The 24,830-nt window shown below is 37.2% G+C and carries 16 protein-coding genes; 2 read left to right on the plus strand and 14 right to left on the minus strand.

Annotation, left to right across the window (positions count from 1 at the left end; all coding sequences use genetic code 11):
- The 3 genes from DDF69_RS12870 to DDF69_RS12880 form a co-directional block, all read right to left on the minus strand.
- The coding region (locus DDF69_RS12870; protein ID WP_228411988.1) for a DUF6443 domain-containing protein at positions 1 to 1,655 on the minus strand (1,655 nt) is incomplete at its 3' end.
- 5 nt (positions 1,656 to 1,660) lie between these two features.
- Positions 1,661 to 4,972 carry a hypothetical protein gene (locus DDF69_RS12875; RefSeq protein WP_114821141.1) on the minus strand — a complete coding sequence of 1,104 codons (3,312 nt, stop codon included), beginning with the start codon at positions 4,970 to 4,972 and terminating at the stop codon, positions 1,661 to 1,663.
- Positions 4,973 to 4,984: 12 nt separating this feature from the next.
- Complete coding sequence (locus DDF69_RS12880; protein WP_114821142.1) at positions 4,985 to 6,619, minus strand: T9SS type A sorting domain-containing protein; 1,635 nt, start codon at positions 6,617 to 6,619, stop codon at positions 4,985 to 4,987.
- 359 nt (positions 6,620 to 6,978) lie between these two features.
- Here DDF69_RS12880 and DDF69_RS12885 point away from each other — a divergent pair, with 359 nt between their 5' ends.
- Complete coding sequence (locus tag DDF69_RS12885; RefSeq protein WP_114821143.1) at positions 6,979 to 8,241, plus strand: helix-hairpin-helix domain-containing protein; 1,263 nt, start codon at positions 6,979 to 6,981, stop codon at positions 8,239 to 8,241.
- A gap of 71 nt (positions 8,242 to 8,312) precedes the next feature.
- On the opposite strand, the gene DDF69_RS12890 is transcribed toward DDF69_RS12885, so the two are convergent.
- The 6 genes from DDF69_RS12890 to DDF69_RS12915 form a co-directional block, all read right to left on the minus strand.
- On the minus strand, positions 8,313 to 9,533 hold the full coding sequence (locus DDF69_RS12890) for a YncE family protein (RefSeq protein ID WP_162800929.1): 1,221 nt from the start codon (positions 9,531 to 9,533) through the stop codon (positions 8,313 to 8,315).
- Between the two features lie 169 nt (positions 9,534 to 9,702).
- Positions 9,703 to 10,425, minus strand: a complete 723-nt coding sequence (rluF, locus tag DDF69_RS12895) for a 23S rRNA pseudouridine(2604) synthase RluF (RefSeq protein ID WP_114821145.1) — start codon at positions 10,423 to 10,425, stop codon at positions 9,703 to 9,705.
- 274 nt (positions 10,426 to 10,699) lie between these two features.
- Positions 10,700 to 11,398: a tRNA pseudouridine(55) synthase TruB gene (truB, locus tag DDF69_RS12900; protein WP_114821146.1), complete on the minus strand. Its 699-nt coding sequence runs from the start codon at positions 11,396 to 11,398 to the stop codon at positions 10,700 to 10,702.
- Between the two features lie 20 nt (positions 11,399 to 11,418).
- Entirely contained in the window at positions 11,419 to 12,237 is an 819-nt protein-coding gene (locus tag DDF69_RS12905; protein ID WP_034695326.1) for an undecaprenyl-diphosphate phosphatase, read from the minus strand.
- Between the two features lie 96 nt (positions 12,238 to 12,333).
- Positions 12,334 to 12,630, minus strand: coding sequence for a DUF3098 domain-containing protein (locus tag DDF69_RS12910; RefSeq protein ID WP_079241025.1), 297 nt, complete (start codon positions 12,628 to 12,630; stop codon positions 12,334 to 12,336).
- Between the two features lie 2 nt (positions 12,631 to 12,632).
- Entirely contained in the window at positions 12,633 to 13,532 is a 900-nt protein-coding gene (locus DDF69_RS12915; protein ID WP_114821147.1) for a cell division protein FtsX, read from the minus strand.
- A 91-nt stretch (positions 13,533 to 13,623) separates the two neighbouring features.
- On the opposite strand from DDF69_RS12915, the gene rsmA reads away from it, so the two are divergent.
- A complete protein-coding gene (gene rsmA / locus DDF69_RS12920; RefSeq protein ID WP_114821148.1) occupies positions 13,624 to 14,394 on the plus strand; it encodes a 16S rRNA (adenine(1518)-N(6)/adenine(1519)-N(6))-dimethyltransferase RsmA in 771 nt (256 codons plus the stop codon).
- A gap of 129 nt (positions 14,395 to 14,523) precedes the next feature.
- On the opposite strand, the gene DDF69_RS12925 is transcribed toward rsmA, so the two are convergent.
- From DDF69_RS12925 to DDF69_RS12945, 5 genes are all read right to left on the minus strand, one after another.
- On the minus strand, positions 14,524 to 16,881 hold the full coding sequence (locus DDF69_RS12925; RefSeq protein WP_114821149.1) for a choice-of-anchor L domain-containing protein: 2,358 nt from the start codon (positions 16,879 to 16,881) through the stop codon (positions 14,524 to 14,526).
- A 288-nt stretch (positions 16,882 to 17,169) separates the two neighbouring features.
- Entirely contained in the window at positions 17,170 to 20,754 is a 3,585-nt protein-coding gene (locus DDF69_RS12930) for a choice-of-anchor L domain-containing protein (protein WP_114821150.1), read from the minus strand.
- A gap of 168 nt (positions 20,755 to 20,922) precedes the next feature.
- Complete coding sequence (locus tag DDF69_RS12935; RefSeq protein WP_114821151.1) at positions 20,923 to 23,283, minus strand: choice-of-anchor L domain-containing protein; 2,361 nt, start codon at positions 23,281 to 23,283, stop codon at positions 20,923 to 20,925.
- A gap of 193 nt (positions 23,284 to 23,476) precedes the next feature.
- A complete protein-coding gene (locus DDF69_RS12940; RefSeq protein ID WP_114821152.1) occupies positions 23,477 to 24,046 on the minus strand; it encodes a DUF1003 domain-containing protein in 570 nt (189 codons plus the stop codon).
- Positions 24,047 to 24,057: 11 nt separating this feature from the next.
- Positions 24,058 to 24,828 carry a TIGR02757 family protein gene (locus tag DDF69_RS12945; protein WP_410494288.1) on the minus strand — a complete coding sequence of 257 codons (771 nt, stop codon included), beginning with the start codon at positions 24,826 to 24,828 and terminating at the stop codon, positions 24,058 to 24,060.
- Between the last annotated feature and the right edge of the window lie 2 nt (positions 24,829 to 24,830).

The following is a 24,830-nucleotide window of genomic DNA, read 5'->3' on the forward strand; positions in this document are numbered from 1 at the left end:
ATCTGGGTCAGCCACCCACGGATATTATATTGGTAATCTATCTGCTGAAGCGGAGAAGAAGCCGTAACTCCTCCTACTTTTTTATTCGTAACCTGGGAAATTTCATTATAGGTATTCTGAGCCAGGATTTCTTCAGCATTATTATCAATCTTATGTTTATGGGTAACCAAGCGGTTCTGACTGTCATAATCAAAGGTTTCTGTGATGACCCTTTCGGTATCCGTACTCAGTCTCTTATGCCTTGTTACAGTCTGTTTCGTGATTCCTGCAAAATCAAGTTTGGATTCTGTGCGGGTATAGCCTCCCAAATGATTCACAGAATGACTGCCAATAGCTCTTCCTTTCTGATCATAATAGGTATAATTCCTGGTCCAGTTGTCATCCTCAATATTCTTTACAAAACTCATTACAGGTAGTCCTTTGGTACTTCTTCCATCAGCTGTATGAGTGTCTGTCAATACTGGTTCTCCCTGAATTGTTGAAGGAAATGCCGGATTAAAACTGTAGGCAGGATAAGAGTCGTAATAATTAACCGACAAAATACTTTCAGGGGTAAAATAGACAGCGGTATAATAAATATTGATTCCATTCCTTACAAAACCTGTAGAATGGCGCGCATCATAAATAACCAAATCCTTGATCTGATCCTGTATTGTCGCCCTACTGTCATTTGAACTGAATATGCCTGTATAGGCAACTCTTCCCCACTGGTCATACTTGGTCATCAGCCATTTTCCAGATCCTTTCATATTGGCATCCTGGCTAAGCATCAGCCTGTCGGCTTTATCATATACCATAAACTCCCAGCCTTTGCCGGGAAGCTTTTTTTCCACAAGTCTTCCCCTGCCGTCATAACGGTACTGATAGCATAAGGTATTGAGTAGATCATCCGTAATAGACTTATGAACAGCCAGAGGAGGAATAACAAAAGCCAGCTGATCATATTCATTATAAACATAATAGGTATCCACATGTTCTGCAGGGCTCATGACTTTTCTTACTAATACAACCTGTCCTCTACCGTTTTTAAACTCTATGGTTTCATTATCATCCTCATCTTTGACAGAGTTTTTATACAATTGGTTGGGGGCATAAATGGTGGCAGGCGATAAGCTCACTACACTTTTTGTAGCTCCATCTACCCAGCTTGTGCTCGTGGTAAACTGATAGACTTCATTAAATCCGTTGGTGTCATAGCTAAACTTTACAGATTTTCCGTTCCAGTCATTACCTACCTGTTTCTGCTCCAGAATCCGATCCAATGGTGAGCTTTCCAAAACTTTTTCAGAATAGATCTTTTCATTACCGTAGGTTGTAGGATAAACACCCAAAGGTCCTGAATAATAGTTTCCATTGCTTGTGGAAAGTTGGGGAACAGGAAGATAATCTTTGACCTGTCTTCCGAACGCGTCATATTCAATATGAGTAACCACATCCCGTCCCAGTGGTGATGCAGCTATGTTAACAATCTGTTTTGCCCTTCCCAGTCCGTCAAAATACTGTACAGATTCTGAGGATTTTGTAGCTGTGGTACCATTATAATCCAGATACGTTTTGGTCTGAATATAGTTTTCATTGCTTGAAATCGTGGAAAGCTGGGCATAAGTTATATTGGATAAGAGCAACGCTCCTATTGGTATTATCAATTTTTTCATCAGTTTTAGTTTTTATAGTTGTATTTCATTTCCTTCAACACTTTGCCATTCACATCGATCACTTTCTGAAGTCTGTTAGCAGAGTCGTAAACATAGCTTTCCCTGATTCCGGATGGTGGTGTGATGCTTCTTACTCCTACTAAAGGATCATAAGTGTAAGTGGTAATCTGATAACCGGATAATGCAGAGTTAGATCTGAAGGTGTTCAATACTGATAAGAAGGTTGTTTCATCATTGTTAGGAGCTGCTATAGCATCTGTGTTGGAAGCTGTAACAATAGAATCCATTAATGACTGCGAAATATCTGATAATTTAGCTCCCTCAATCTTTGCAATGGGCTGGGTCTGATTGTAACCCCAGACAATCACGGTTGAAAGACCATTTTTTGTGGTATATTGCTGCAAATTCCCTTTAGAATCGTATTGATCGTAAGTCAACTCTGTGGATAGGGTATTATTTTGGATATTTAGCCTAGATACACTCATAGGTAATGCCAATCCTGATGTTTTATTATTGGCCTCTATATCAGAGTTTGGATAAAGAATTGAAAGTTTGGAGATAGTTTTTCCTATATCTGTTGAATTTATTTTTTTAACAACAGTTGTTTCCAAAGGAACACCTATTATATTTTTGTTAATCAAATACAGATTCCCTAGCTCATCGGCATACTTAAAGGTTGTTTCCTCAACAGACTTGTCTGGGAAAGTTATTTTTTTTGAGGTAGGCTGAATATGTAAGGGATTATCATAAAAATATTCAGTTTCTGTTCTCAGCAATTTTCCATTTATATTTTCTTCTATAATTTCCCTGTCTTTATTCACTTGGGCAGATACCAGTTTTTTTCCATAAAAATCAAAATTTGCAGCAGGATTTTTCATGACCATTCCACAGCCAAGGTAATATTCCGGACTTGTGACAAAAAATTGATAGCTCATTTTGTGGAATTCATTGGGTTGTGTTGGAGCCGAAAAATCTAACCCTGATTCTATTTGCTGGGTTGTTGGGGTTTGAATAAATGAATAACTATTTGTTATCGTTTTAATAGGAACTGTATTTCCTCTTTCAAAGATCTCCTGCTTCTTTATAAATCCTCTTTTCCATGAATTATCATTGAATAAAAGATATGGTGTATCATAATATAGCTTTCCATCGTCTTCATCATAAAATGAATAAACCGTTTTTCCGTTATCATTACCATTACTAATAGTACTTTCCGTAGCTTTAGAGTAAAATACCGTACACCCGTTATAGCCTAGTATATCACTAATTGCTGTACTGTAATATTTGGCCAAGGAAAAATATTTATCAAGTACTTTACAGACACTTGGATCATATTTAAAACTATATCCATGCTCTAATTCATAGGCGATGGGATAATCGTAGATCTTTCCTGTTGAAATACCGCTTTCATTATCATAACTAATACTCTTAGAAAAAAGGGTACTGCCATTAGTGTCTTTTGAAATTATTTTCGCAATCCTAATTCCTCCAACTTCCAGATTTTTTCGTCCTGAACCCGTCACTATCGCTTCTTCTGCATACAGCTGAACATAAGGATCAGGAAGCCCCTTGGCAAACATGCTCAGTGAATAGGAACCTTGATCTAGCGTTAACTCAGTTTCTCCCTTTCCGGACATTGGAGGAAATGATACAAGTGTATTTGTCGATGTATTTATCAAATTATAAGAAACTTGTGCATCTGCGGTAGCTCCTCCGGGTTGATAAGGGATATTATAGAACAATTGGAACTTGGTTTTCCTAGTTATTTGAAAGTTTTCCGTTTTATAAAATTCACCATTATTAGACTCTTCATAACTATAATAAATACCAATATTGATAATATTTGTACCATATTCTGTATAATTTGGTTCATCATAAGTATTATTTTCATAAACAAACTCCTCGCTGCCCTTTGTAGGATAAATAATTTCCTTTAGTAATGTTGTTTGAGTATTGGTTAGACTAGGTTTCTTACCTCCCAAATAATAATAGGTCTTAAAATCCTTTACATTATACCTTCCTTCTCCATTCTGGCTGTAATATCCCCAAAAGTCTTTGCTATCAGTATCTTTATTTGGTATTAATGAGTCTTCATAATATTTGAATGAATATTGCTGGTCATTGATTTTAACGGAATTTAGTTTAAGCCAAGCAGTACGATCATTAATATCCCCATTGGCTGGCTGAAAATAAGACTGATCAAATACAGCCGTATAGCTGTTTCCTCCATCCTGAACTTTTATTTTATCAAGTGCTGCAATCTTTCTTGTAAAGTTATTTTTTACATCTGTCCTGGGAGTGCTTTTGTATTCAAAGGAAACTCTTGTTTTTGCATTCACCCTAATCTCGCTCAATAAAGGAAGAGTATGCTTTGTTACCTTGGACAAATATTTAACTTCAAAGGAACTTGAATAGTAGTCCGTTGGAATGTCATATAGATCTTTGGTACTTCCTTTCATATAAGAGTTTGGATTATCATAGGCATAGTCAACGTAATTATACAGAAACTCAATAATATCAGTTTTAGTTTGAATTTTGGATAAATAGTAATTGTTATAGATCAGATTGCCTCCACTATAGGGATAAAACCCGCTCAATAATACCATATCTGACTGTAGGGTAATATCATCCTGAACAGCATATTCATAAATATTACCTTGAATATCAGTTATAGTAAATTTAGTTCCATCAAATTTTATTTTTTCTTTCCCTGCAGGCATCTGCTTTCCATTAAAGTCCTTATCAAGGAAGAACTTACTGCTTTTCCCGGGATATGAAAAATGAAAAATATCAGGTTCTGTATCTATACCACTTACAGGGTTTCGCATAAAGGTGCCTTGTGCTTCTAATCTTGAATTGGAATGATCTCTTAAAAGTGCATATTCAGGATAGTTAACAGCTCCAGGATTTACAAAGTCAACTTTTACAGGGTGATCAACAGGAAATCCATTTGGAAAGACAGAATACTCTTTTAGTGAATGAAGATCATCCAGTCCATTCACTTTATGAGATATCTTTCCACCCACTTCCAAATCCCATCCCAATCCAATATTAGACGCATTTTCGCCAGGTTTAAATCCTGTGGAAGTATAATTCAATGTAATTGGAATTTCAAAACCACTTACTTTTAGGGTATAAATATTCAAAGGATAGTTTATTGCTCCCGATGAATAATTAACTGGAATATCAACCCTTTTTACCAATCCTGACATTTCAGGAGTTGTAGGAACAATATTAGTTAAATTGCCAAATTGAGCAAATATTCTGATACCAAATAATAGTAACAGAAATAAAGGTATTTTATAGTTTTTCTTCATGATTAATGTTTTTTATTTCTTAATCAGCTTTGCATTCGCTGTTTTATTATTATCCGTTTTTATCGTCACCAGATAAGCACCCTGCACCAAAACCTGGGTATTGATCTTAGTAACTTTGTTTTTGGTTTTTATACTTTGTAGCTGTCTTCCACTCATATCATACAAAAGAATATCAGCATCCTTGAAGTCGAAACCGATTTCTATGTAAGTATAATCAGAAACAGGGTTTGGATAGATTTTGATATCGTATTTTTCAATCAGCTGATCAATCTGCTTGTCTCCCAATTTTACAATTTTCCAGTTTTCTTTACCCAATTCTTCAGCACTGGTTCCTGCCAGAATAATTGATCCGTCTCTGTTCAGCTTTAAGTCTGAAAGTCTTTCTTCTTTTTGTCTGGATTCTCCCTTTACGTGTTTTCTCCACTGCTCATTGCCATTTTGATCTAAGTATAACATCCAGAAAGTTTCGTCATCGGTTTCTACTCTTCCTTCTGCCTGCGTATAACCACCCAATAAAATTCCTTTTGAAGATTTGTCATCTGCTGAATGAAGAACACTCATTCCCATCAGGATATCACGGTTTTTAAAATTGTAAGATTTCTGCCATTGTTCATCCCCTCTTTCATTGAGAGCAATCAGCCAAAGATCTGTTCCTTCTTCAATGCCTACCGTTTTGTTTCCTGATCTTTCTGATCTGGATTCTCCACCAATGATAAAACCAGTGGAAGTTAAAGCCAGGGTTCTCAAATGATCATCTCCTTTGCCTCCGAAGTTCTTTTCCCATTCTACTTTTCCGTTTTTGTCTAATTTGACAATCCAGTAATCACCTTCTCCGAAATTTTCAGTTTGTTTCGAGTTTCGGGATACGGGATTCGAGTTTTGAACGTTTAATGCAGAACCCTCACCTCGCATCCCGGAATCTTGTTCAGAACCCGAAACACGAACCTCGGAACTTCTCGAATAAATTCCCAATAATGCTCCTCCATCTTTCGTTGGAATCATTTTCTCCACTTCATCTAAGCCTTTTCCACCTAAAATTAATTGGGTGAGTTCTTTTCCGTCTTTATCCAATTTTATAATTAAAACATCTTTGGAACCATAGCCTTTTGATGAATTTTGTACATTACCTGCAACAAAGAATCCTAAATCTGTAGTTTGAATGACAGCTCTTGCTTCTTCATCAGAAGAGCTACCCAAGGTTTTTTGCCATAGTTCATCACCAAATTCATTGATTCTAACTAACCAAATATCTGAGCCTCCTTTGGAATCCTCTTTTTTGTCTAATCCTTTTCCGGAATAAGATGTTCCAGCCAGGAGAAATCCGCCATCCTGCGTGGTAACAGTAGCAGACAGATAATCATGATTTTGTCCTGCGAAGTATTTTTCCCAGGATTCTTTCCCTTGCTGGTCAAGTTTAATCAAATGAAAATCATAGCCGTTGTTTTGCTTTTGGCTGCTGGCTGCTGGCTGTTGGCTTTTAGACTGTATAGAACTTCCGGTAATAAGGTATTGCTGATCAATGGTTGTAGTGATCTGGCTTAGAAAGTCCTGTGTTCCGGACCTGATATCCTTTTGCCAGAGAGTTTCCTGAGCAGATAGGCCCAAGACCGTGCATAAAGTAAATGCACTGAGATAAAGTTTTCTCATCCTTGTGTTGTTTTTTAGTTATTAATCATTAAAACTGCACGAATGTAATGCTTTTTAACACATGAAAATCAACATATTACAGCTTTACGTAAATAATACTATTAATAATTAATTCTTCTTTACAATGTATTAGAATTGGTTCATTATGATTCAAAAATATCTACACCCAACTACAGATCCTGACATATTAAATACAAACAAGTATAAAAATTGAACTCTCATTTCAATTACGAAATTATATCACCGAAAAGACAATATTACTATAAGCTTATGCGCAATAAAAGGCTTTCTCTATATCATATTTAACCATTTCATTATCAGCTATTGACACGCTGTATTTTTATCAATAAGTTTACTAAATGATGAGAAAAAACTATTACCGGAAATTGGCGTTGATGGTCACCTTGCTGACTGTTTTATTGGCCTATCAGAAATATACCAGCCGTGAAAAAGAACCTTTTCCCAAGGTGACGTTTATTTCAGATGCTTCAATACCAGCAAATCTATCAGATTTTGATCCCAATACACTGGACAAAGAACAATGGCAGAAACTTGGATTTTCAGAGAAACAAACAGCAACCATTCTGAAGTATAAAGATATTGTTGGAGGAAAGTTTACTTCGAAAGAGCAGTTGAAAAAATGTTATGCTATTTCCAGTGAGAAATTCAGTGTACTGTCCTCTTTCATTTTACTTCCTGAAACAGCAGAAAAAGGAGATTCCAAAAGATTCTCTCCGTACGGGAAGAAAGAAATTATGATTTCAGGAAAATTCAATCCTGATCAGTTTTCTGCCAATGACTGGTTTACAATGGGCTTTAGCGAAAAACAGGCAGAAGCCATTATAAAGTATAAAAATTATCTTGGCGGAAGTTTTATCAGTAAAGAAAAATTTAAAGAATGTTTTATCATTTCGTCGGAGAATTACAGCAAACTTGAACCGTATCTTTTGCTTCCGGCAAAAACTCCGGAAAACTTCAGGAATTCCGGAAAAGATAATCCTGTAAGATCAAAAATTCAATATCATCCGTTTGATCCTAATCAGCTTGGCCCAGATGAGTGGATAGCACTGGGGTTTTCAGAAAAGCAAGCAATCACGATCATTAATTACCGGGACAGAAATTTACGGGGAAGCTTTAAAAGCTTAGAAGATCTGCAGAAATGTTTTGTGATTTCTGCTGAGAAGTTTCAGGAGATGAAACCTTATATCAGACTTCAGGAAAAACAACAGGAAAAAACAGATTTTTCAAAAACAGATCTTAATACCATTACTTTCAAACAGCTTATTGAATTCGGACTGGATGAAAGAAGTGCAGGCTCAATCATTGGTTTTAGAAAGAAACTGGGAGGGTTTATGAATAAGCAGCAAATTTTAACCACTTACAACATCGATCAGGATCTGGTTCAGAAACTGATTTCAATAGCCCCCTTAAATACATCAGATGTTCCCCGATACTCATTAGTAAATGCACCAGAGGAATGGCTTAAAAATCATCCTTATTTCAAATATTCAGCAGACAAAATCATATTCTACCGGACCAGTAATCCTGATGATAAAAAAATATGGAAACTTTTAAAACTGAAACCTGAGTATGAAGAAAGAATGAAATTATATGTAAAATAACATGAAACCTGAAACAGGCTAAAACTCTTCCAAAATAACATTCCGGAAGAGTTATATCCTGTAAAATAATTTTAGTGATGCATATAGTTGCTTGGCCCATTAGTCCCTTCAATGGACTCAGGTAATATTCCGTATTTATTACGTAAATCTACTGTACCTATTTTCTTTTCTGTATTAATATCAATGATACTGATCGTACCGGAATTTAAGTTGGGAAGATCCAATAAATTATTCTGTACTGCCACAACATCTTTTCCTGATTTGGTTTTAAAGAAAGCCATATGATGTGCTCCTTTGTCAGCATCAAGAGTCTTCAAAAGCTTTAATTGAGGAAGATTGTTAATATCAAAGACAAGTACTTTTCCAGGTTCTGCAAAACTCACATACAATTTGTTGGTATCATCAATATACATTTCGAGTGCCCAGCCTAAACCTTTTGTACTTCCATCAAAAATCTTGGTAAAGGCATCATATTTTTTGGTTGTAGTATTATAGGGAGCAATCCAGATATCTCCGCCAAGCATCGTTGTAGCAAGTGCATATTGCGGAAACTTTCCGCGCAATAGCAATACTTCTACTGGAGCAGATAAATCAGCTGGAGAGTCTGCAACCTGATAGGTTTCCTTTATTTCGTAAGTATTGAGATCTAGTAAAGTACAGGTATTGCCCATTCCGGTAGTAAGATCAGGATGAATAGTGGATGATACCATCATCAATCCTTTTTCCTCATTGATGGAAATGCCGTGCGGATACATGATGAACTTATTGGGATTAGCTTGAATAGGTGCTTTAATCGTTTTGATAAGCTGATTATTAGCCGCATTAAAAACACCTATACTACCATCTTTTGGGCCTCCTGCCCCACCCATAAAGGTCATAAAATATCTTCCGTCATTGGTAAAAAATAAATTTTCTCCTACCGTATTTTCACCCGTATCTACAGGAGTTGCGTTCAATAATATGGGTTGTCCGTTTTGGTCTTCCCCGGTTTTTACTTCGTAGAGATAGCTGCCACCCAAAGCAGTCGTGAACATTTTATTGGCATTCTGATTGTAATAAATATGATGCGGCAGTACACCAATGCCCAATTCAAGTTTGCTGCTGATATTTCCAAAATTGGGGGCTTCAGGATCGAGTTCAATAACGGCGATTCCGTCTGGTAATCCTTTTAAACTTCTGTAATCAATGTAAAACGAAGAATCATGCGGATGATCCGGATAATGATTATCATTTTGACAACTTACTACTATCAAAGTAATACATAATAGAACTGAACTGAGATTTAATTTCATGATTTTCAGGTTATTATTGTTAGTATTATAAATATAAAGCATTTTCATTGAAAAACAAAACATATTACACCAATACGTGAAAAACAATAAATAACATTAAAAAATAATGCTTCCAATAATTAAAAAAGGAAGCATGAAATTAAAACCCGTTAAAGTATTTTAGATATTTTTAATCAATTGTTTTACTGGAATCTGCCAGCAAGGAGTTGAGCGTATTCAGTTCCTCATCCGTCATATCTCTCCATTTCCCGATAGGCAAATCAAGTTTGATATTCATGATACGGATTCTCTTGAGTTTTTTTACTTCGTATCCAAGATATTCACACATTCTTCGGATCTGTCTGTTGAGCCCCTGAGTAAGAACAATTCTGAAATTCATTTCATCAATCTTTTCTACCTCACATTTTTTAGTCACGGTATCAAGAATTGGAACACCGTTTCGCATTTTTTCCAAAAATCTTGGAGTGATAGGTTTGTCTACACGAACAAGATATTCTTTCTCGTGGTTATTCCGCGCTCTAAGAATTTTATTTACGATATCTCCGTCACTCGTTAAGAAAATAAGTCCTTCACTTGGTTTATCCAATCTTCCGATAGGAAAAATTCTTTTGGGATGGTTGATATAATCAACGATATTATTTTTTTCACGTTTTGTATCCGTAGTACAAACGATTCCTACCGGTTTATTAAAAACGATATACACCGGTTTTTCCTGAGGTTCTCTGATCGCTTTTCCGTCTACTTCTACCAGATCTTCATCAGAAACTTTCGTCCCTAACTCAGGAATTTTCCCGTTTATCTTGATCCTTCCTTCTTCCAAAAGCTTATCTGCTGCTCTCCTAGAACAGTATCCTACTTCTGATAAATATTTATTGATACGCGTTTTTTCCATTTGTCTTTTCCGTAGCCGATATAATTTTTATTGCTGAAATCTGGATTTCCCTAGCTTAAGTCTATGAAAACTCATCATCCCATCTTTCAGTTTATGTGATTCAAAAAACAATTCTTCCTTTTTGGCTTAATCTTTTTGAATAGGAAACTTATATTTTCAGTATTTCCTGATGCAAAGTTAGGAAGAAAATGATATCCTTATGAAAGTAATATCATAATCAATATTTCCTGATAAAGTATTATTTTCAATACCCTGAGAATTGCTGGTTTAATTTTTACAGACCTTCGAATCTGTACTCGTTATTCAGAAACTGATCTGTAGCATCTTCAATGGCATAGTCACCAATTCTGGTACGTCTCAGTTGTGTCAGATAAGCTCCTACTCCCAATTCCTGGCCGATATCATGTGCAAGGCTTCTGATGTAAGTTCCTTTTGAACATCCTACCATAAAACTCACCAAAGGAAAATCGATTTTTACATCCCTGATGTAATGGATCGTTGTTTTTCTTGCTTTCATTTCCACTTCTTCACCAGCTCTGGCAAGGTTGTAAGCTCTTTCACCATCAATTTTAATGGCCGAATAAACAGGTGGTTTCTGTTCAATTTCTCCAACGAATTTTTCCAGCACTTCTTTTACCAGTTCTTCAGTAATATGTGAGATATCCTGTTGAAGAATTTCAGGTTTTTCAGTATCATAGGATTCTGTCTGTACACCGATCTTGATCTCTGTCCAATATTCTTTGGGAGCATCCTGGATCTCAGGAATTTTCTTTGTAAATTTTCCACAACAAACAATAAGAAGCCCAGTTGCCCTGGGATCTAAAGTTCCGGCGTGTCCGATTTTAAATTTCTTAGGAAGATCAAACTCCCTTTTAAGTTTATATTTCATTTTATTGACAGCCTGGAAGGAAGTCCAGTCCAAAGGCTTATCCAATAAAAAAATGTATCCTGATTTCAGTTCTTCAGCAGTCATGAATGGGTATAAAAGATTTCTTATTTAAAGAAATAAAAATAAATCAACAGGGCAACTCCAACAAAAATACGATACCAGCCCCAAGGTTTAAATCCATATTTATTAAGCACTCCAATAAATGCTTTAATGGCAATAAGCGCCACAATAAATGCTACAATATTTCCTACAACGAAGATCATAATGTGATCCTGAGAAGCCATGATCATTTCATATCCTTTCTGAGGATTTGCCGTTTCTTTTCCCCAGGTTTTTACAAAAACAGAATATACAGTTACCGCAAGCATGGTAGGAACTGCAAGGAAGAAAGAAAATTCTGCAGCAGCCTTTCTGGTAAGACCTTGTGCCATTCCCCCAATGATGGAAGCAGCACTACGGCTAGTTCCCGGCATCATTGCAAGACACTGCCAGAAACCAATGGTAACAGCATTTCTTATGGTAATTCCTTTTTCATCATCGATCTTAGGATTCTTAAACCATTTATCGGCAAACAGCAAAACAACACCCCCTAAAACCAATACGGAAGAAATAGCAATCTGATTTCCAAGAACGGCTTCAATTTTATCATCAAACAAATAGCCTAACACCAAAGCCGGAACTACTGCAAATGCAAGTTTAAAATAAAACTGAATATTATTTAAATCAAAAAACTTTTTCCAGTAGGCTACGACCACCGATAAAATAGCTCCAAACTGAATAGAAACCTGAAACATCTTTAAAAATTCTGTTTCTTCCAACCCCATAAGATTTGCGGTAAATCCCATATGTGCTGTAGAGGAAATCGGAAGATATTCCGTCAATCCTTCTACAATGGCAATAATAATTGCTTTGATTAAATCCATATTCCTTTAAAAAATTAAAAGATTAAGAGATCCGGAAACTCAGAATACATGATTCTCAATTTCTTAATCTCTTAATCTCAAAATATAAAAATTTATTTATTTTCTTTTTAAGATCGCGTACACTTCAATGACAAATCCTATAACAACAAACAGAGGTGCTATTCTGATTCTTCGGATAGAAAAGATATCGTCATTCCATGAGTTAGGATCAAATTTCCCATCTACAGTATTGGCATCGGGCCCCATCATCAGTAGAAATCCTACGACAATAAATGCTAGTCCGATCAGCATCCATTTGAAATTCTGCTGTCCGAAATAGAAAGCGTTTTCCTGTGGTACTTCAGCTTCATGTCCAAAGTCTGAAGCGGAAAATTTATTTGTTTTTTTGCTCATTATTAAGAGTAATATAAATCGTCAACGTTTGATTTTAAGAATCTCCATGTAGCGAAAATTGTACTTAAGACAGAAATAAAAATTCCTACTCCAAGTACCAGGATAACCAACCAGAAATATTGGTTGTTGTCCTGTACGAAAGCTGAACCAATCTGGCTTGTGAAATAGTACCAAACTCCACCTAACGCAAGAAGACCTATTACAGAACCAATAGCTCCTAAAATAATAGCTTCCACGATGAATGGTTTAAGGATAAATCTTCTTTTCGCTCCTACAAGCTGCATCGTTTTAATAATAAATCTCTTTGAGAATATTTTCAGACGGATAGAGTTGTTGATTAATACAACTGCCAATATCAGGAACAGTACTGAAAATCCTAAAATCCATTTCAGAATTCTGCTCAGGTTATTGTAGACATCTACCATTAAAGTACTGTCATTTTTAACATCGATAATTCCCGGAACAGATTTGATCTCTTTGATGGCTTCATCAATTTTTGCAGGATCTACGAATTCCGGTTTTAAAGCTACTTCAATAGAGGAAGGGAAAATATTTTCTTCGAACAATGCATCACTGTCGATTCCCATAGTCTTTTTGGCTTCTTTAGCTGCCATATCTCTTGAAATATAAGTCGCTTTTTTTACAGGAGCTAATAACTGTACCTTTTTAAAAGTTTCTTCCTCAAGTTTTGCAATTTTTACAGAATCTTTAGCGTCATAGTTTTCATCAAAGTAGGCGTTCACCACCAACTGTTCTTTGATATAGTCAGAATACTTCTGGGCATTAATCAGAATAAGCCCCATTAATCCTAACAAAAATAACACTAAGGCAATACTTATCACTACTGTAATATTGCTGGACCGAAGCCTTTTCTTATTAAATTCATCTACAGATTTAGCCATTAATATTAAAATTTTTGGCTAAAATAGAAAAAATCTTCCGAAATTTGGGACGAAATAAAGAAAATCACTGTTAATAAAATCATAAAAAACTTTGAGTGTAAAAGCAAAAAAACATCTTGGACAGCACTTCCTGACAGATGAAAACATCGCAAGAAAAATCGTAGAAGGTCTTAGTTTTGAGAACTATACCAACATCATGGAAGTAGGTCCCGGAATGGGAGTTCTTACCAAATATCTTCTTGAAAAGGATCAGAACATTTACCTTGCTGAAATAGATACGGAGTCTATCGAATATCTGAAAAACAATTATTCGAAAGTAACTGAAGAAACTTTTGTAGGAGATTTCCTGAAACAGGATTTCAGTTTTATCAAAGACGATCAGATTGCTATTATTGGTAATTTCCCTTATAATATCTCGTCACAGATTTTGTTTCAGATTGTAGATCATTACCAACTGATCCCGGAAATGGTGGGAATGTTCCAGAAAGAGGTTGCTGAAAGAACGGCTGCTGTTCCACGAACTAAAGATTACGGTATTCTTTCTGTTCTGATACAGGCTTATTATGATGTATCTTATATGTTTACGGTACATGAGAACGTCTTCAATCCTCCGCCAAAAGTAAAATCGGGAGTCATCAGACTTACAAGAAACCCTAAGGAAGGACTTGCAGGCAATGAGGTTCTGTTTAAGCAGATCGTAAAAACAGGGTTCAACCAGAGAAGAAAAAAGCTGTCTAATGCTTTAAAGATGCTAAACATTCCTGAAGCCTTAAAAGGACATGAATTTTTAGACAAGAGAGCCGAAGAACTTAGTGTTGCAGATTTTATACACTTTGCCAATCTCTGGAAAGAAAATCAATAAGACAATTGTTATAAAGCTCCTCTATCAGGAGCTTTTTTGTTGTATAAAGTACAATAACCTTAATCCGTTAAAAGTAGAAAGCCTTTCGAATAAATCCGAAAGGCTTTCTTTTATAGTACATTATCAATTTTAATTTCTGTTTTTCAGCATGATCCATCCTGACCAGTTCATCTGAGCTTTTGATTTTGGATACTCAAAGTTGAACTTATACCAGTATGTTGCTGTAGGAAGTCTCTTACCACCTACTGTTCCGTCCCAGACAGGATTTTCTTTTGAGAACCTGAACATTTCCACTCCATATCTGTCATATATAGAACCGGTAAAGTTTTTAAAGTCTCCAAGAGCTTTAAGATCCAGCACATCGTTAATTCCATCTTCGTTCGGTGTAATGATATTGTTGATCTGCAATGTAAAGAATTCAAGAGATCCCACACAATGTGTTCCTACCCTTCTTACCAAAACAGTATAGTTTGTATTATCTAAAAGATTAGTAAATACATTGGAAGCCTGCCATGTAATGCCGTTGTCTATAGAATATTCCAAAGTACTTGGTGTATTGTTCATTGGCGGATTTTCAGCTGTAACCGTTACTGACTTTTTGATACTTTCATAATTTAAAGCGGTAACAAAAGGAGTTGCAGCGCCCATTACTTTAGCTTCAAAAACTTTCTTACAGATTCCATTATCAATTTCCACTGAGTAAATACCCCATTGGTCTACATTAATTTTCTGCGTTGTAGCCCCTGTACTCCAAAGATATTTGTACCCATCGCCAGCTCCTGCATCAAGCGTTACAATATCGCCTACACACATTTCTACATCTTTTAATGTAGAGGTAATTTCTGGTGTAACTTCAATTCTAATTGTTGCCGGATTCAGAGATTTACATCCTTTTGCTCCAAGCGCATATACTGTAAAAGTTGTGGTTTGATAGAGAGTAACAGTCTGCATATTTCCTGTTCCCATGAAATTACTCCAAAGATAAGTATCTCCACCTTCAGCAGTAAGGGTTACAGATTCTCCCGGACAGATTTTTATTCTGGAAGATTTTAATTTAGCAGTTGGCGTTGCCTCTTTCTGTAATGTCAGTTCAACTGTTTTGCTACAGAATCCTCCATTGGAAACAACAACATACAGAATCTGACCATCATTACCATTATAATTTAAAGGAGTCTGAATATAATTCCCATTCTGTGCAACAGCATCCGCCTGATTTTCGTAGAATTTAAAGATAGCTCCAGGCGTTGGGCTGATGGTAGGCATAATTGTACTTAAATCAAAAGTAGTAATATCCGGTGTGGTACAAAGCAGCAATGTTGCATCCTGAGCCAGAGGGGTAGTTCCTCCGTGAATCTGTATGGAAGCTTTACCCGGACATGGATTACCAGGAACACTTACTTCAATAGTATAGGTACCCGGTTGTATTGCAGTAATTGTATTAGTCGTGGCATTAGGTACTGGTGCACCGTTATAGAACCACTGATATACAAGGTTAGGGTCATTTACAGAAGCTGTAATTACCTGAGGTTCATTATCACATACATTGATATCTGAAGGTAATTTGGTTCCTGCAGGATCTAAAAGATCTACCCCGATATTGAAAGATCCTCCTTCAAGGAATACCGCAGAGTCATAACTATGGTCACTGTAATCGGCAATTACCATTTTGAAGTGATACTGCTGTCCTGCTACTACTGTTGCTGTAGCAGTTAATGGAATCGTTCTCCCGTTAAAATTGGTTTCAACGTTCCCGGTGTTATATCCTGCAAAATATTGTTCGTTTACAGCACCACAGCTACCTGCAATGGCAGGGTGAATATTGGTAATACTTACAGGTCCTGCTCCTCCCGGAAGTACTGCCATATTTACATAAGGCCCACCTGAAGTAGGTCTCAACAAGATGGCAAATGCATCTGCAAAGGTACAAGGGAATGAACCTGTATATTCTTCTGAGGCAATCAGATAATTAAATTTAATCTGAGAAGTTGTTGGAACGAAGTCAAACTCCAAAAGAACGGCATCATTCAATCTACTTTCCACTACTCCAATTACCTGCGCAAGATCAGCATCTGATCCTCCACCGTTGACATCACTAAGGCCACCTTCAAAGGTGTTACCAGCTCTTCTTGCATATCCTGTGGAAAGAATAAGTCCATCTTTAAACGGGAAATTGGTTGCAGCCTTATGAAAATATCCCCATGCTCTGTCTGCCTCACTTGGAGCGTGGTTAGGCGTAATCTTCACATTGGTTACATTGGGAGTAAGACAGGTATTGGTTCCGGAGGAAATCAATACATCTTTAACCATTTTTTCAATGGTATAAGCGGTTTCAGGATACTGCGGAGCGTTTACATCAATAAAAGCACCAGCTCTTCTGGATAGATTGGAAGGAATTTCTTTTGCGTGTTTTCGCGGTGGCAGATCTTGTGAAAATAAAAAAGTCGAGATGACTAAAAAAAATAAACAAAGCGGTAGATATCTTCTCATAATATTTTTGTTTCAACAAATTTAATTTTTTTTTAAATATATCATATACATATTTATATTTTTTACGCTAAAAAAACAAAATAAGAACCTCTTACAGTAAATTTTCATTAATCAATCCCTATTCGAACAAATCATAAATGGTGTGGTAGCATTGTATTACAAAATATTTTACCATATTTCTCTCCTATTTCAAATAATTCACGAAACGCAATACTATTTATTCTTAAAAACAAGAAAATCTTTCATTACTGAAAGATTTCCTTGTTAATTTTTTATTCTGATCAATATTTAGTTTCTATTCTTTAAGAGAATCCAACCAGAGCGCTGTTCCATTTTTTTGCTTGCCGGATTTTCCCATTGTACCCTATACCAATAAGTAGCTGTAGGAAGATTAATTCCTTTTAAAGATCCTGTCCATATAACATTACCTTTGCTTGCTTTGAATACTTCGGCTCCGTATCTGTCGAAAATAGAAGCTGCGAAGTCTTTGTATCCGCTTATTCCGGTAAAGTCGATGGTATCATTTACCCCATCCATATTAGGGGTAATGGCATTGCTGATAATAAATGTAAAGTAATCCAGTGAAGTACCGCATTTGGCACCTTTCACTCTTACCATTACAGAATACATCGTATTATTTAAAATACCTGTAAATACATTAGATGCCTGCCATGTCAGCCCTCCATCTATAGAATATTCCAACGTTCCACCTGTAGGATTACTTGCTGTAAGTGTAAGAATATGGTTATCATAAACAATATTGGTAAACTGCGGTAAATCCGGATTGATAAGCTGTGCAGAGAAAGTTTTGGAACAAACCCCATTGCTGATTATCACAGAATAAGTCCCGGGAATATTAGTCGTTATCGTTTGAGTCGTTGCTCCTGTACTCCATACATAAGTATAGTTAGGCCCTGCCCCTGCATCCAGAGTTCCTTTATCTCCGGCACAGACAAATACATCTTTTAATGTAGAAACGATGGCCGGAACTACTTCAATGGTAACTTTAGCCGGATTCACAGAGCTACATCCGTTTCCTCCCAATGCATATACTGAATATTCTGTTGTTACTGTAGGAGTTACAACCTGTGTGTTTCCGTTTCCGGTAAGACCTACCCAGTTGTACGTAATTCCTCCTGTGGCAGTTAATGTCACAGATTCACCCTCACAGATTTTTAATTTAGATGCGGTAAGGCCTGCAATTGGCGGACCTACCTGAACAGTAACTGATGCCGGCGTTGCAGAAATACATCCATTTGCTCCAACAGCAAATACTGTATACACCGTAGTTGTAGTAGGTGAAACTACCTGAGTATTTCCATTTCCTGTAAGACCATTGCCCCAGTTATAGGTTACCCCTCCGGAAGCAGTCAATGTTACTGATTCTCCAACACAAATACGAGGTTGAGACGAAACTAATGCAGCAACCGGTTGTACTTTATCTTCCTGAACGTTTACTGTGGAAGTAAATGTACAGCTCAGATTTCCTGGTTGTGATACATTGGTAACTGTTAAAGTATATGTTCCACCAGCGCTTACGACAGGAGTAAGTGTATTACCTCCTGAGACAATAGTACCTCCGGTGGTTGTCCATGCAATGGTAGATCCTGCAGGTACAACAGATGTCGAAGCATTAATAGTAACCTGAGGAGTTGTACAGGTAATTGTTGGTGGTGCAGCAATAGTAAGAGTAGTTTGAGCCGTACTTAATAATTGTAGAGACACAACATAGCTACAACCTCCATTGCTTACTAACACATAAATAGTCTGGCTTCCTCCTGGAGGTGTATATGTTGTAGGTGTTGCAATAAAGTTTCCATTAGCAGCGTTAGCATCAGCCTGATTGATATAGTAGGTAAAAGTAACGCCTGTAGTAGTTGTAATCTGAGGCTGAGCTTCCGTAAGATTATAAGTTAATCCTGGCTGATAACATTTATGAAGTATTGCATTTTGCGCTGTGAAAGGCTCTGATACTTCTATCGTTATGGTTGCTGGGTTTTGAGAGACACATCCATTTGCGCCTACTGCTGTTACAGTATAAGTAGTGGTAACAGTTGGAGAAACAACTTGTGTACTTCCATTTCCTGTAAGGCCATTACCCCAGTTATAGGTAGCACCACCTGAAGCAGTAAGGGTTGCAGAATCTCCTTTACATATTTTTATTTTACTTGCTGTAAGCCCGGTAACCGGAGGAGCACTGTTTCCTGTTACAGTTACGGTTCCTACCGCTGTACAACTGATATTTCCAGGCTGATAAACTTTTGTAATGGTTAAAGTGTAGGTTCCTGCCGCATTAATGACAGGATTTAAAGTAGTTCCTCCTGAAACAATATTTCCTCCTGTAGTTGTCCAGTTGAATGTAGCTCCTGCCGGATAAACGGAGGCTGATGCATCCAGCGTAGTCTGGGAGTTGTTACAGGTAAGCACTGCAGGAGGGGCAATGGTAGGCACCATTTGTGGAGCTTTTACCAGTTGGAGTTGTGCCACTTTTGCACAGAAACCATTTGCCACTCTTACATACACCGTTCCTCCTGCACTCTGATGAGCTGTTGGATTAGGAATTGTGTTTGCATTTCCTGCATTGGCATCCGCCAGTGTAGTATAGTAGGTAAACACAGCTCCCGGTGTGGTGCTTATTGAAGCTTGTGCTGATGTTAAATTAAAAGTTGCATTTCCGGCTGCATAACAGGCCGTTAATGTCGCATTCTGCACTGTAGGAGATGTTCCGCCCACTACTGTAATAGTAGCTTCTCCCGGACAGGTATTTCCCTGGATGAAAACCTTAACGGTATATACACCTGGTTGTGTAGCGGTATAACTGGCATTGGTAGCACCCGGAATGGCATTGGTTCCTAAATACCACTGGTAGGTAATATTAGGTCCCTGAACAGAAGCGGTAAAAGTCTGAGGTGTATTATCACACATATTGACAGAGTCAGGAAGCTGCACACCAGCCGGATCAAGGATTTTCACCCCGATATCAAATGATCCTGCTTCCAGAAATACTGCTGAATCAAAGTTGGGATCCTGATAATCCGCAAGCACAATTTTAAAATGATAGGTTTGCCCGGGAACGACGGTTGCTTTTGCAGTAAGAGGAATGGTACGTCCATTAAAATTGGTTTCAATCTGAGCGGTATTGGTTCCTCCGTAATACGCTTCATTTTTAGGCCCGCAGTTTTGATATTGCGGGTGGATATTCGTTACACTTACAGGTCCTGCTCCTCCCGGAAGCACTGCAAGATTGGTATAAGTAGGATCTGTTGATTTTTTTAACAGCAATGCAAAACCATCTGTGATCGTACATGGAAAGTTTTGCTGATATTCTTTAGAAGCAAATAAATACCTGAACGTAATTTCAGTAGAAGCAGCTACAAAGTCAAACTCTATAGATGTTGCATTGGTTAGGTTATTGTTAGCAATCCCTAAAGCATTCGCAAGATCTATATCACCTCCGGTTCCAAGATCATCACTTAAAGTTCCCTGAAGCGTGTTCCCTGCTTTATTGGCATATCCGGTAGAAAGGATAATCCCTTTGCTGAAAGGAAAATTGGTATTTGATTTATTAAAATATCCCCAGCTTCGGTTCTGATTGGTAGCAGCCAGGTTGGGGGAAACAGTTACGTTACTTACTGTTGAGCTGGTACAGGTGGAACCTCCTGATATAAGAACATCATTAATCAGCTGGGTTATAGGATAGCCGGATTCCGGATAACTTGGTGCATTCACATCTATAAAAGCACCTGCTCTCAAAGAAGCAGCAGTAGGTTTTGTTGCTATTTCTACCCTTCCTCTATTTTGAGCCAAAATAAAGTTTCCCATGAAAGCTAAAAATAACGCTAAAAATAAATTTCCTCTCCTCCTATTTAACATTTTATATTATTTTAAACAAAAATACTATTTTTTTTAATTGAAATTCAAGTTAACTCAATTTACATTATTACTAACGCAAATTTATTTATATTAGAATATCAACTCTGTTTATTTTAAAATAATAAAAAAAGACTGACGAAATAGTCAGTCTTTCACTTATCGTTTAAATTATTCTATATTTTTAAGTAATATCCATCCTGTTTTTACAGTAAGCTCCTTACTTGCAGGATCTTCGAAGGTTACCTGGTACCAGTAGGTAGATGTAGGAAGCTTTTTGCCCTGGAAATATCCGTCCCAATATGGATTGATCTTCGCTGCTTTGAACACTTCCCTTCCATATCGGTCGAAAACCTGACCGCTGAAATCTTTGTAATTAACTACCCCGCTGAAATCAATCGTATCATTAATATTATCACCGTTTGGAGTAATCACATTTTTCATCACGAATGTAAAAAATTCAAGGAAGCCTACACAGCTTGTAAATTTAACTCTCACTCTGATTGAAATGATTTTATTTTTAGGGACATTATTAAATACATTGGAAGACTGCCAGGTAACGCCATTGTCTACAGAATATTCCAGGATACCATTACTTGGATTGCTGGTTGTAATGATCATTGTTCCACTCTCATTATAATCCACTTTTATCACTTCAGGGATTACGGCTTTGATAACCTGAGTTTTGAACTCTTTGGAGCAAACTCCGTTACTGATCGTTACCGAATATTCCCCGGGAGTAGCTACGGTAATACTCTGACTTGTTTCACCAGAGCTCCATTGATATGTATATCCGGGACCTGAACCTGCATCCAGAACAATTTTATCACCCTGGCAGATATGGCCGCCTTTTAAATTTGAAACAATAGCAGGTACTACTTCAATGGTAATACGTGCCGGCTGAAGAGATTTACATCCCTGTGCTCCGATAGCATATACGGTATAAGTGGTGGTCTGAGTTGGGCTTACTGTTCTGATTCCTCCGGTAGCGGCTGCTGAATCACTCCATTCATAGGTCACACCCCCGGTAGCTGTAAGCAAAACGGATTCTCCGGCACAGATTTTCAATCTTGGTGCGGTAAGTAAAGCCGTTGGTGTTTCTTCTTTTCTTAAGGTTAATGTTGCAATTTTACTACAGAAAGCTCCATTGGAAACCAGTACATATAATACCTGTCCATCTGTTCCTGTATAATTGGTAAGATTGGTGATGTAGCTGTTATTTTGAGCCTGCGCATCAGCCTGATTGACATAAAAACGGAATACCGCTCCCTGCGTTGTACTGATCAGCGGTTTTGCTGTTTCCAGATTAAAGCTGGTAATTGCAGGGGTTGTACAGAGTTTAAGTTCAGCATTTTGCACAGTAGGACTTGTTCCTCCAATAATGGTAATAGTAGCTTCACCAGGACACTGATTCCCCGGAACCATTACTTTTACAGTATAAACTCCCGGTTGGGTAGCTACATACACAGCACTGGTTGCCCCTGGAATGGCCACTCCGTCTTTGTACCACTGATAAGTCATTCCCGGAATTGCTGCTACCTGTGCTTTTAACTGTTTCGGGGTATTATCACACATGTTGATGGTACCTGGTAACACCACTCCAGCTTCATCAACAATTTTAATTCCCACATCAAAAGAACCTCCTTCCAGGAAGACCGCAGAGTCATGAGAAGGGTCTTTTGCATCAGCCAATACCATTTTGAAATGATAGGTCTGCCCAGGAATTACATCTGCAACAGCTGTCAGAGGTGTTGTTCTTCCATAGTAATTAATGACCAGATGCGGATTGGCCAAAGCCCCGAAATAATTAGCGTTGATAGGCCCGCAGCTAAATCCGTTTCCTGCAGGAACGATGTTGGTTGCGCTTACAGGTCCTGCACCTCCCGGTAGTACAGCCAGATTGGTATAAGTAGGATCTCCTACTTTTTTCAGCAAAAGGGCAAAGGCATCGGAATACCCGTCACAAGGATAGTCGGAAGTATATTCATCCGAAACGAATATATAATTAAATTTCACCTGATTGGAGTTCGGAACGAAATCAAATTCAAGTGCTACGGCATCCGTTAAGCTAACGGTAGCTCCGGTAGCGGCTACAAGATCCGCATCACTTCCTGTTCCTACTGATTGTCCTACAGCTGATACATAGCTATTACCGGCTTCTGAAGCGTATCCTGTAGTAAGGACAATTCCGTCGGTAAAAGGAAAATTGGTTGTTCCTTTATGAAAATAGCCCCAGAATCTGTTGCTGTTGCCTACTTCATGATTAGGAGACACAGTAACGTTGGTCACATTGGCTGTTGTACAGTTGGTACCGCCATTGATCAAAATATTCTTTACCAACTGCTCCGGCGTATAGTTTGAAGGCGTATAAGGAGGTACATTCACATCAATGAATGCTCCGGCTCTGAGAGCTGCAGCAGAAGGTTTTATCTTTTCTGATTTTCTGACAGGCCTCGTTTGAGAAAATGCAGAAACAGAAATCAATAAAAAAGAAAAAAGGAAAAAATAGTTTTTTAGTCTATAGATTAACATTTTGTTTTCATTTGTTCAAATGTAGCAAAAATAATTATACTAAATCAGCCTTTAACATTACTATTTTATAATTAGACAGGTAGATTCACAACATTTTTTTCTTATTATTACATTTTCCGCAAATCATTTACAGGAGAAATTAACTCATAAAAAAACAGACCAATATATTGATCTGTTTATATTTTAATTGTCATTATTCCTCTGGCAGTTTATCATCTTTTTTCAATTGGTCTATTTCATTCTGCAATTGAGAGATAATATCTTTTAACGCTTTAATTTCGTTCTTGTTTGAGCTGACATTACTCTTGAGCATTACATTTTTCGCTCTTTCATTGTGGTCTTCTTCATCTTCGTCTTCATTAATTTCTTCGATATCTTCGCTGATTTCCTCAATGTCTTCCTGGATATCTTCTATATCCTCGTTGATCTCTTCAATGTCTTCGCTGATTTCTTCAATATCCTCGCTGATTTCCTCAATATCTTCCTGAATGTCTTCGATATCTTCCTGGATATCTTCAATTTTCTCGTGGCTTTTATTCACAGACATCTGAATGAAAATTGCCAGATAAATAGCTTCCAGTGAAAGTACCGTCGTCAGAATAAGAAGCATTTTATCAAAATCAACAATATTCAGCATCGGAAGCAAAAACGAGGTAAGAAATAAGAGCGTATGTACAACCAGAGACTGGATAGATCCGATCCATGATGTGATGCTGTCTGCTATTTTCTCGAGAACTTCTGTTTTTTCGTTATATTTTTTCATCCTTTATATTTTTACAACAGTTCCTTTGTCACTCCTAATCCAAACAATGCAAAGTCATATTTTGCAGGATCATTTTCATCAAACTTTCTGATGGCAATATCAAGCTCTTCTACCGTTTTCCAATCGTTCTGTGTTCGGAAAACCAAGCCTAATTTTCTGGAGATATTTCCGGTATGCACATCCAGAGGAATGGAAAGATTTTTCTGATCTATATTCTCCCAGATTCCAAAGTCTACTCCTCTTTTATCTTTACGCACCATCCATCTCAAAAACATAATAATCCTTTTGGCAGAGGAATTCTTATAAGGTGAACTAATGTGTTTATGGCTTCTGTGCTTTTCTGTTTCCAGGAAACGACTTCTGAATCTTTCTATAGCGTGGAGAAAGTTATTCTCTGATTCTTTTACTTTAAATAAACTTTCCAGGCTTTCATTTTCATTATAAATTCTGTTGAACTGTCTGATGAAATAGGAAAAATCCTGTCCGTTGAACGTTCTGTGAATGCTTTTATCCTGAATACTTTCCAGATCTTTTTCTGAATAATTCATAACAAAATCATAGGGTGAATTTCCCATAATACCAAGCATCTTATCTGCAGAATTAATGATCGACTTTCTGTTTCCCCAGGAAATTGTGGCTGCCAGAAATCCTGCAATTTCAATGTCCTGTTTTAAAGAAAAACGATGTGGAATCTGTATCGGGTCATTTTCAATAAAATCAGGATCGTTATACTGATCTGCTTTTTCGTTGAGAAAATCTCTGAGTTCTTCAAATTTCAACATAT

The sequence above is a fragment of the Chryseobacterium sp. KLBC 52 genome, assembly GCF_003347605.1.
In the GTDB taxonomy this organism is placed as follows: Bacteria; Bacteroidota; Bacteroidia; order Flavobacteriales; family Weeksellaceae; genus Chryseobacterium.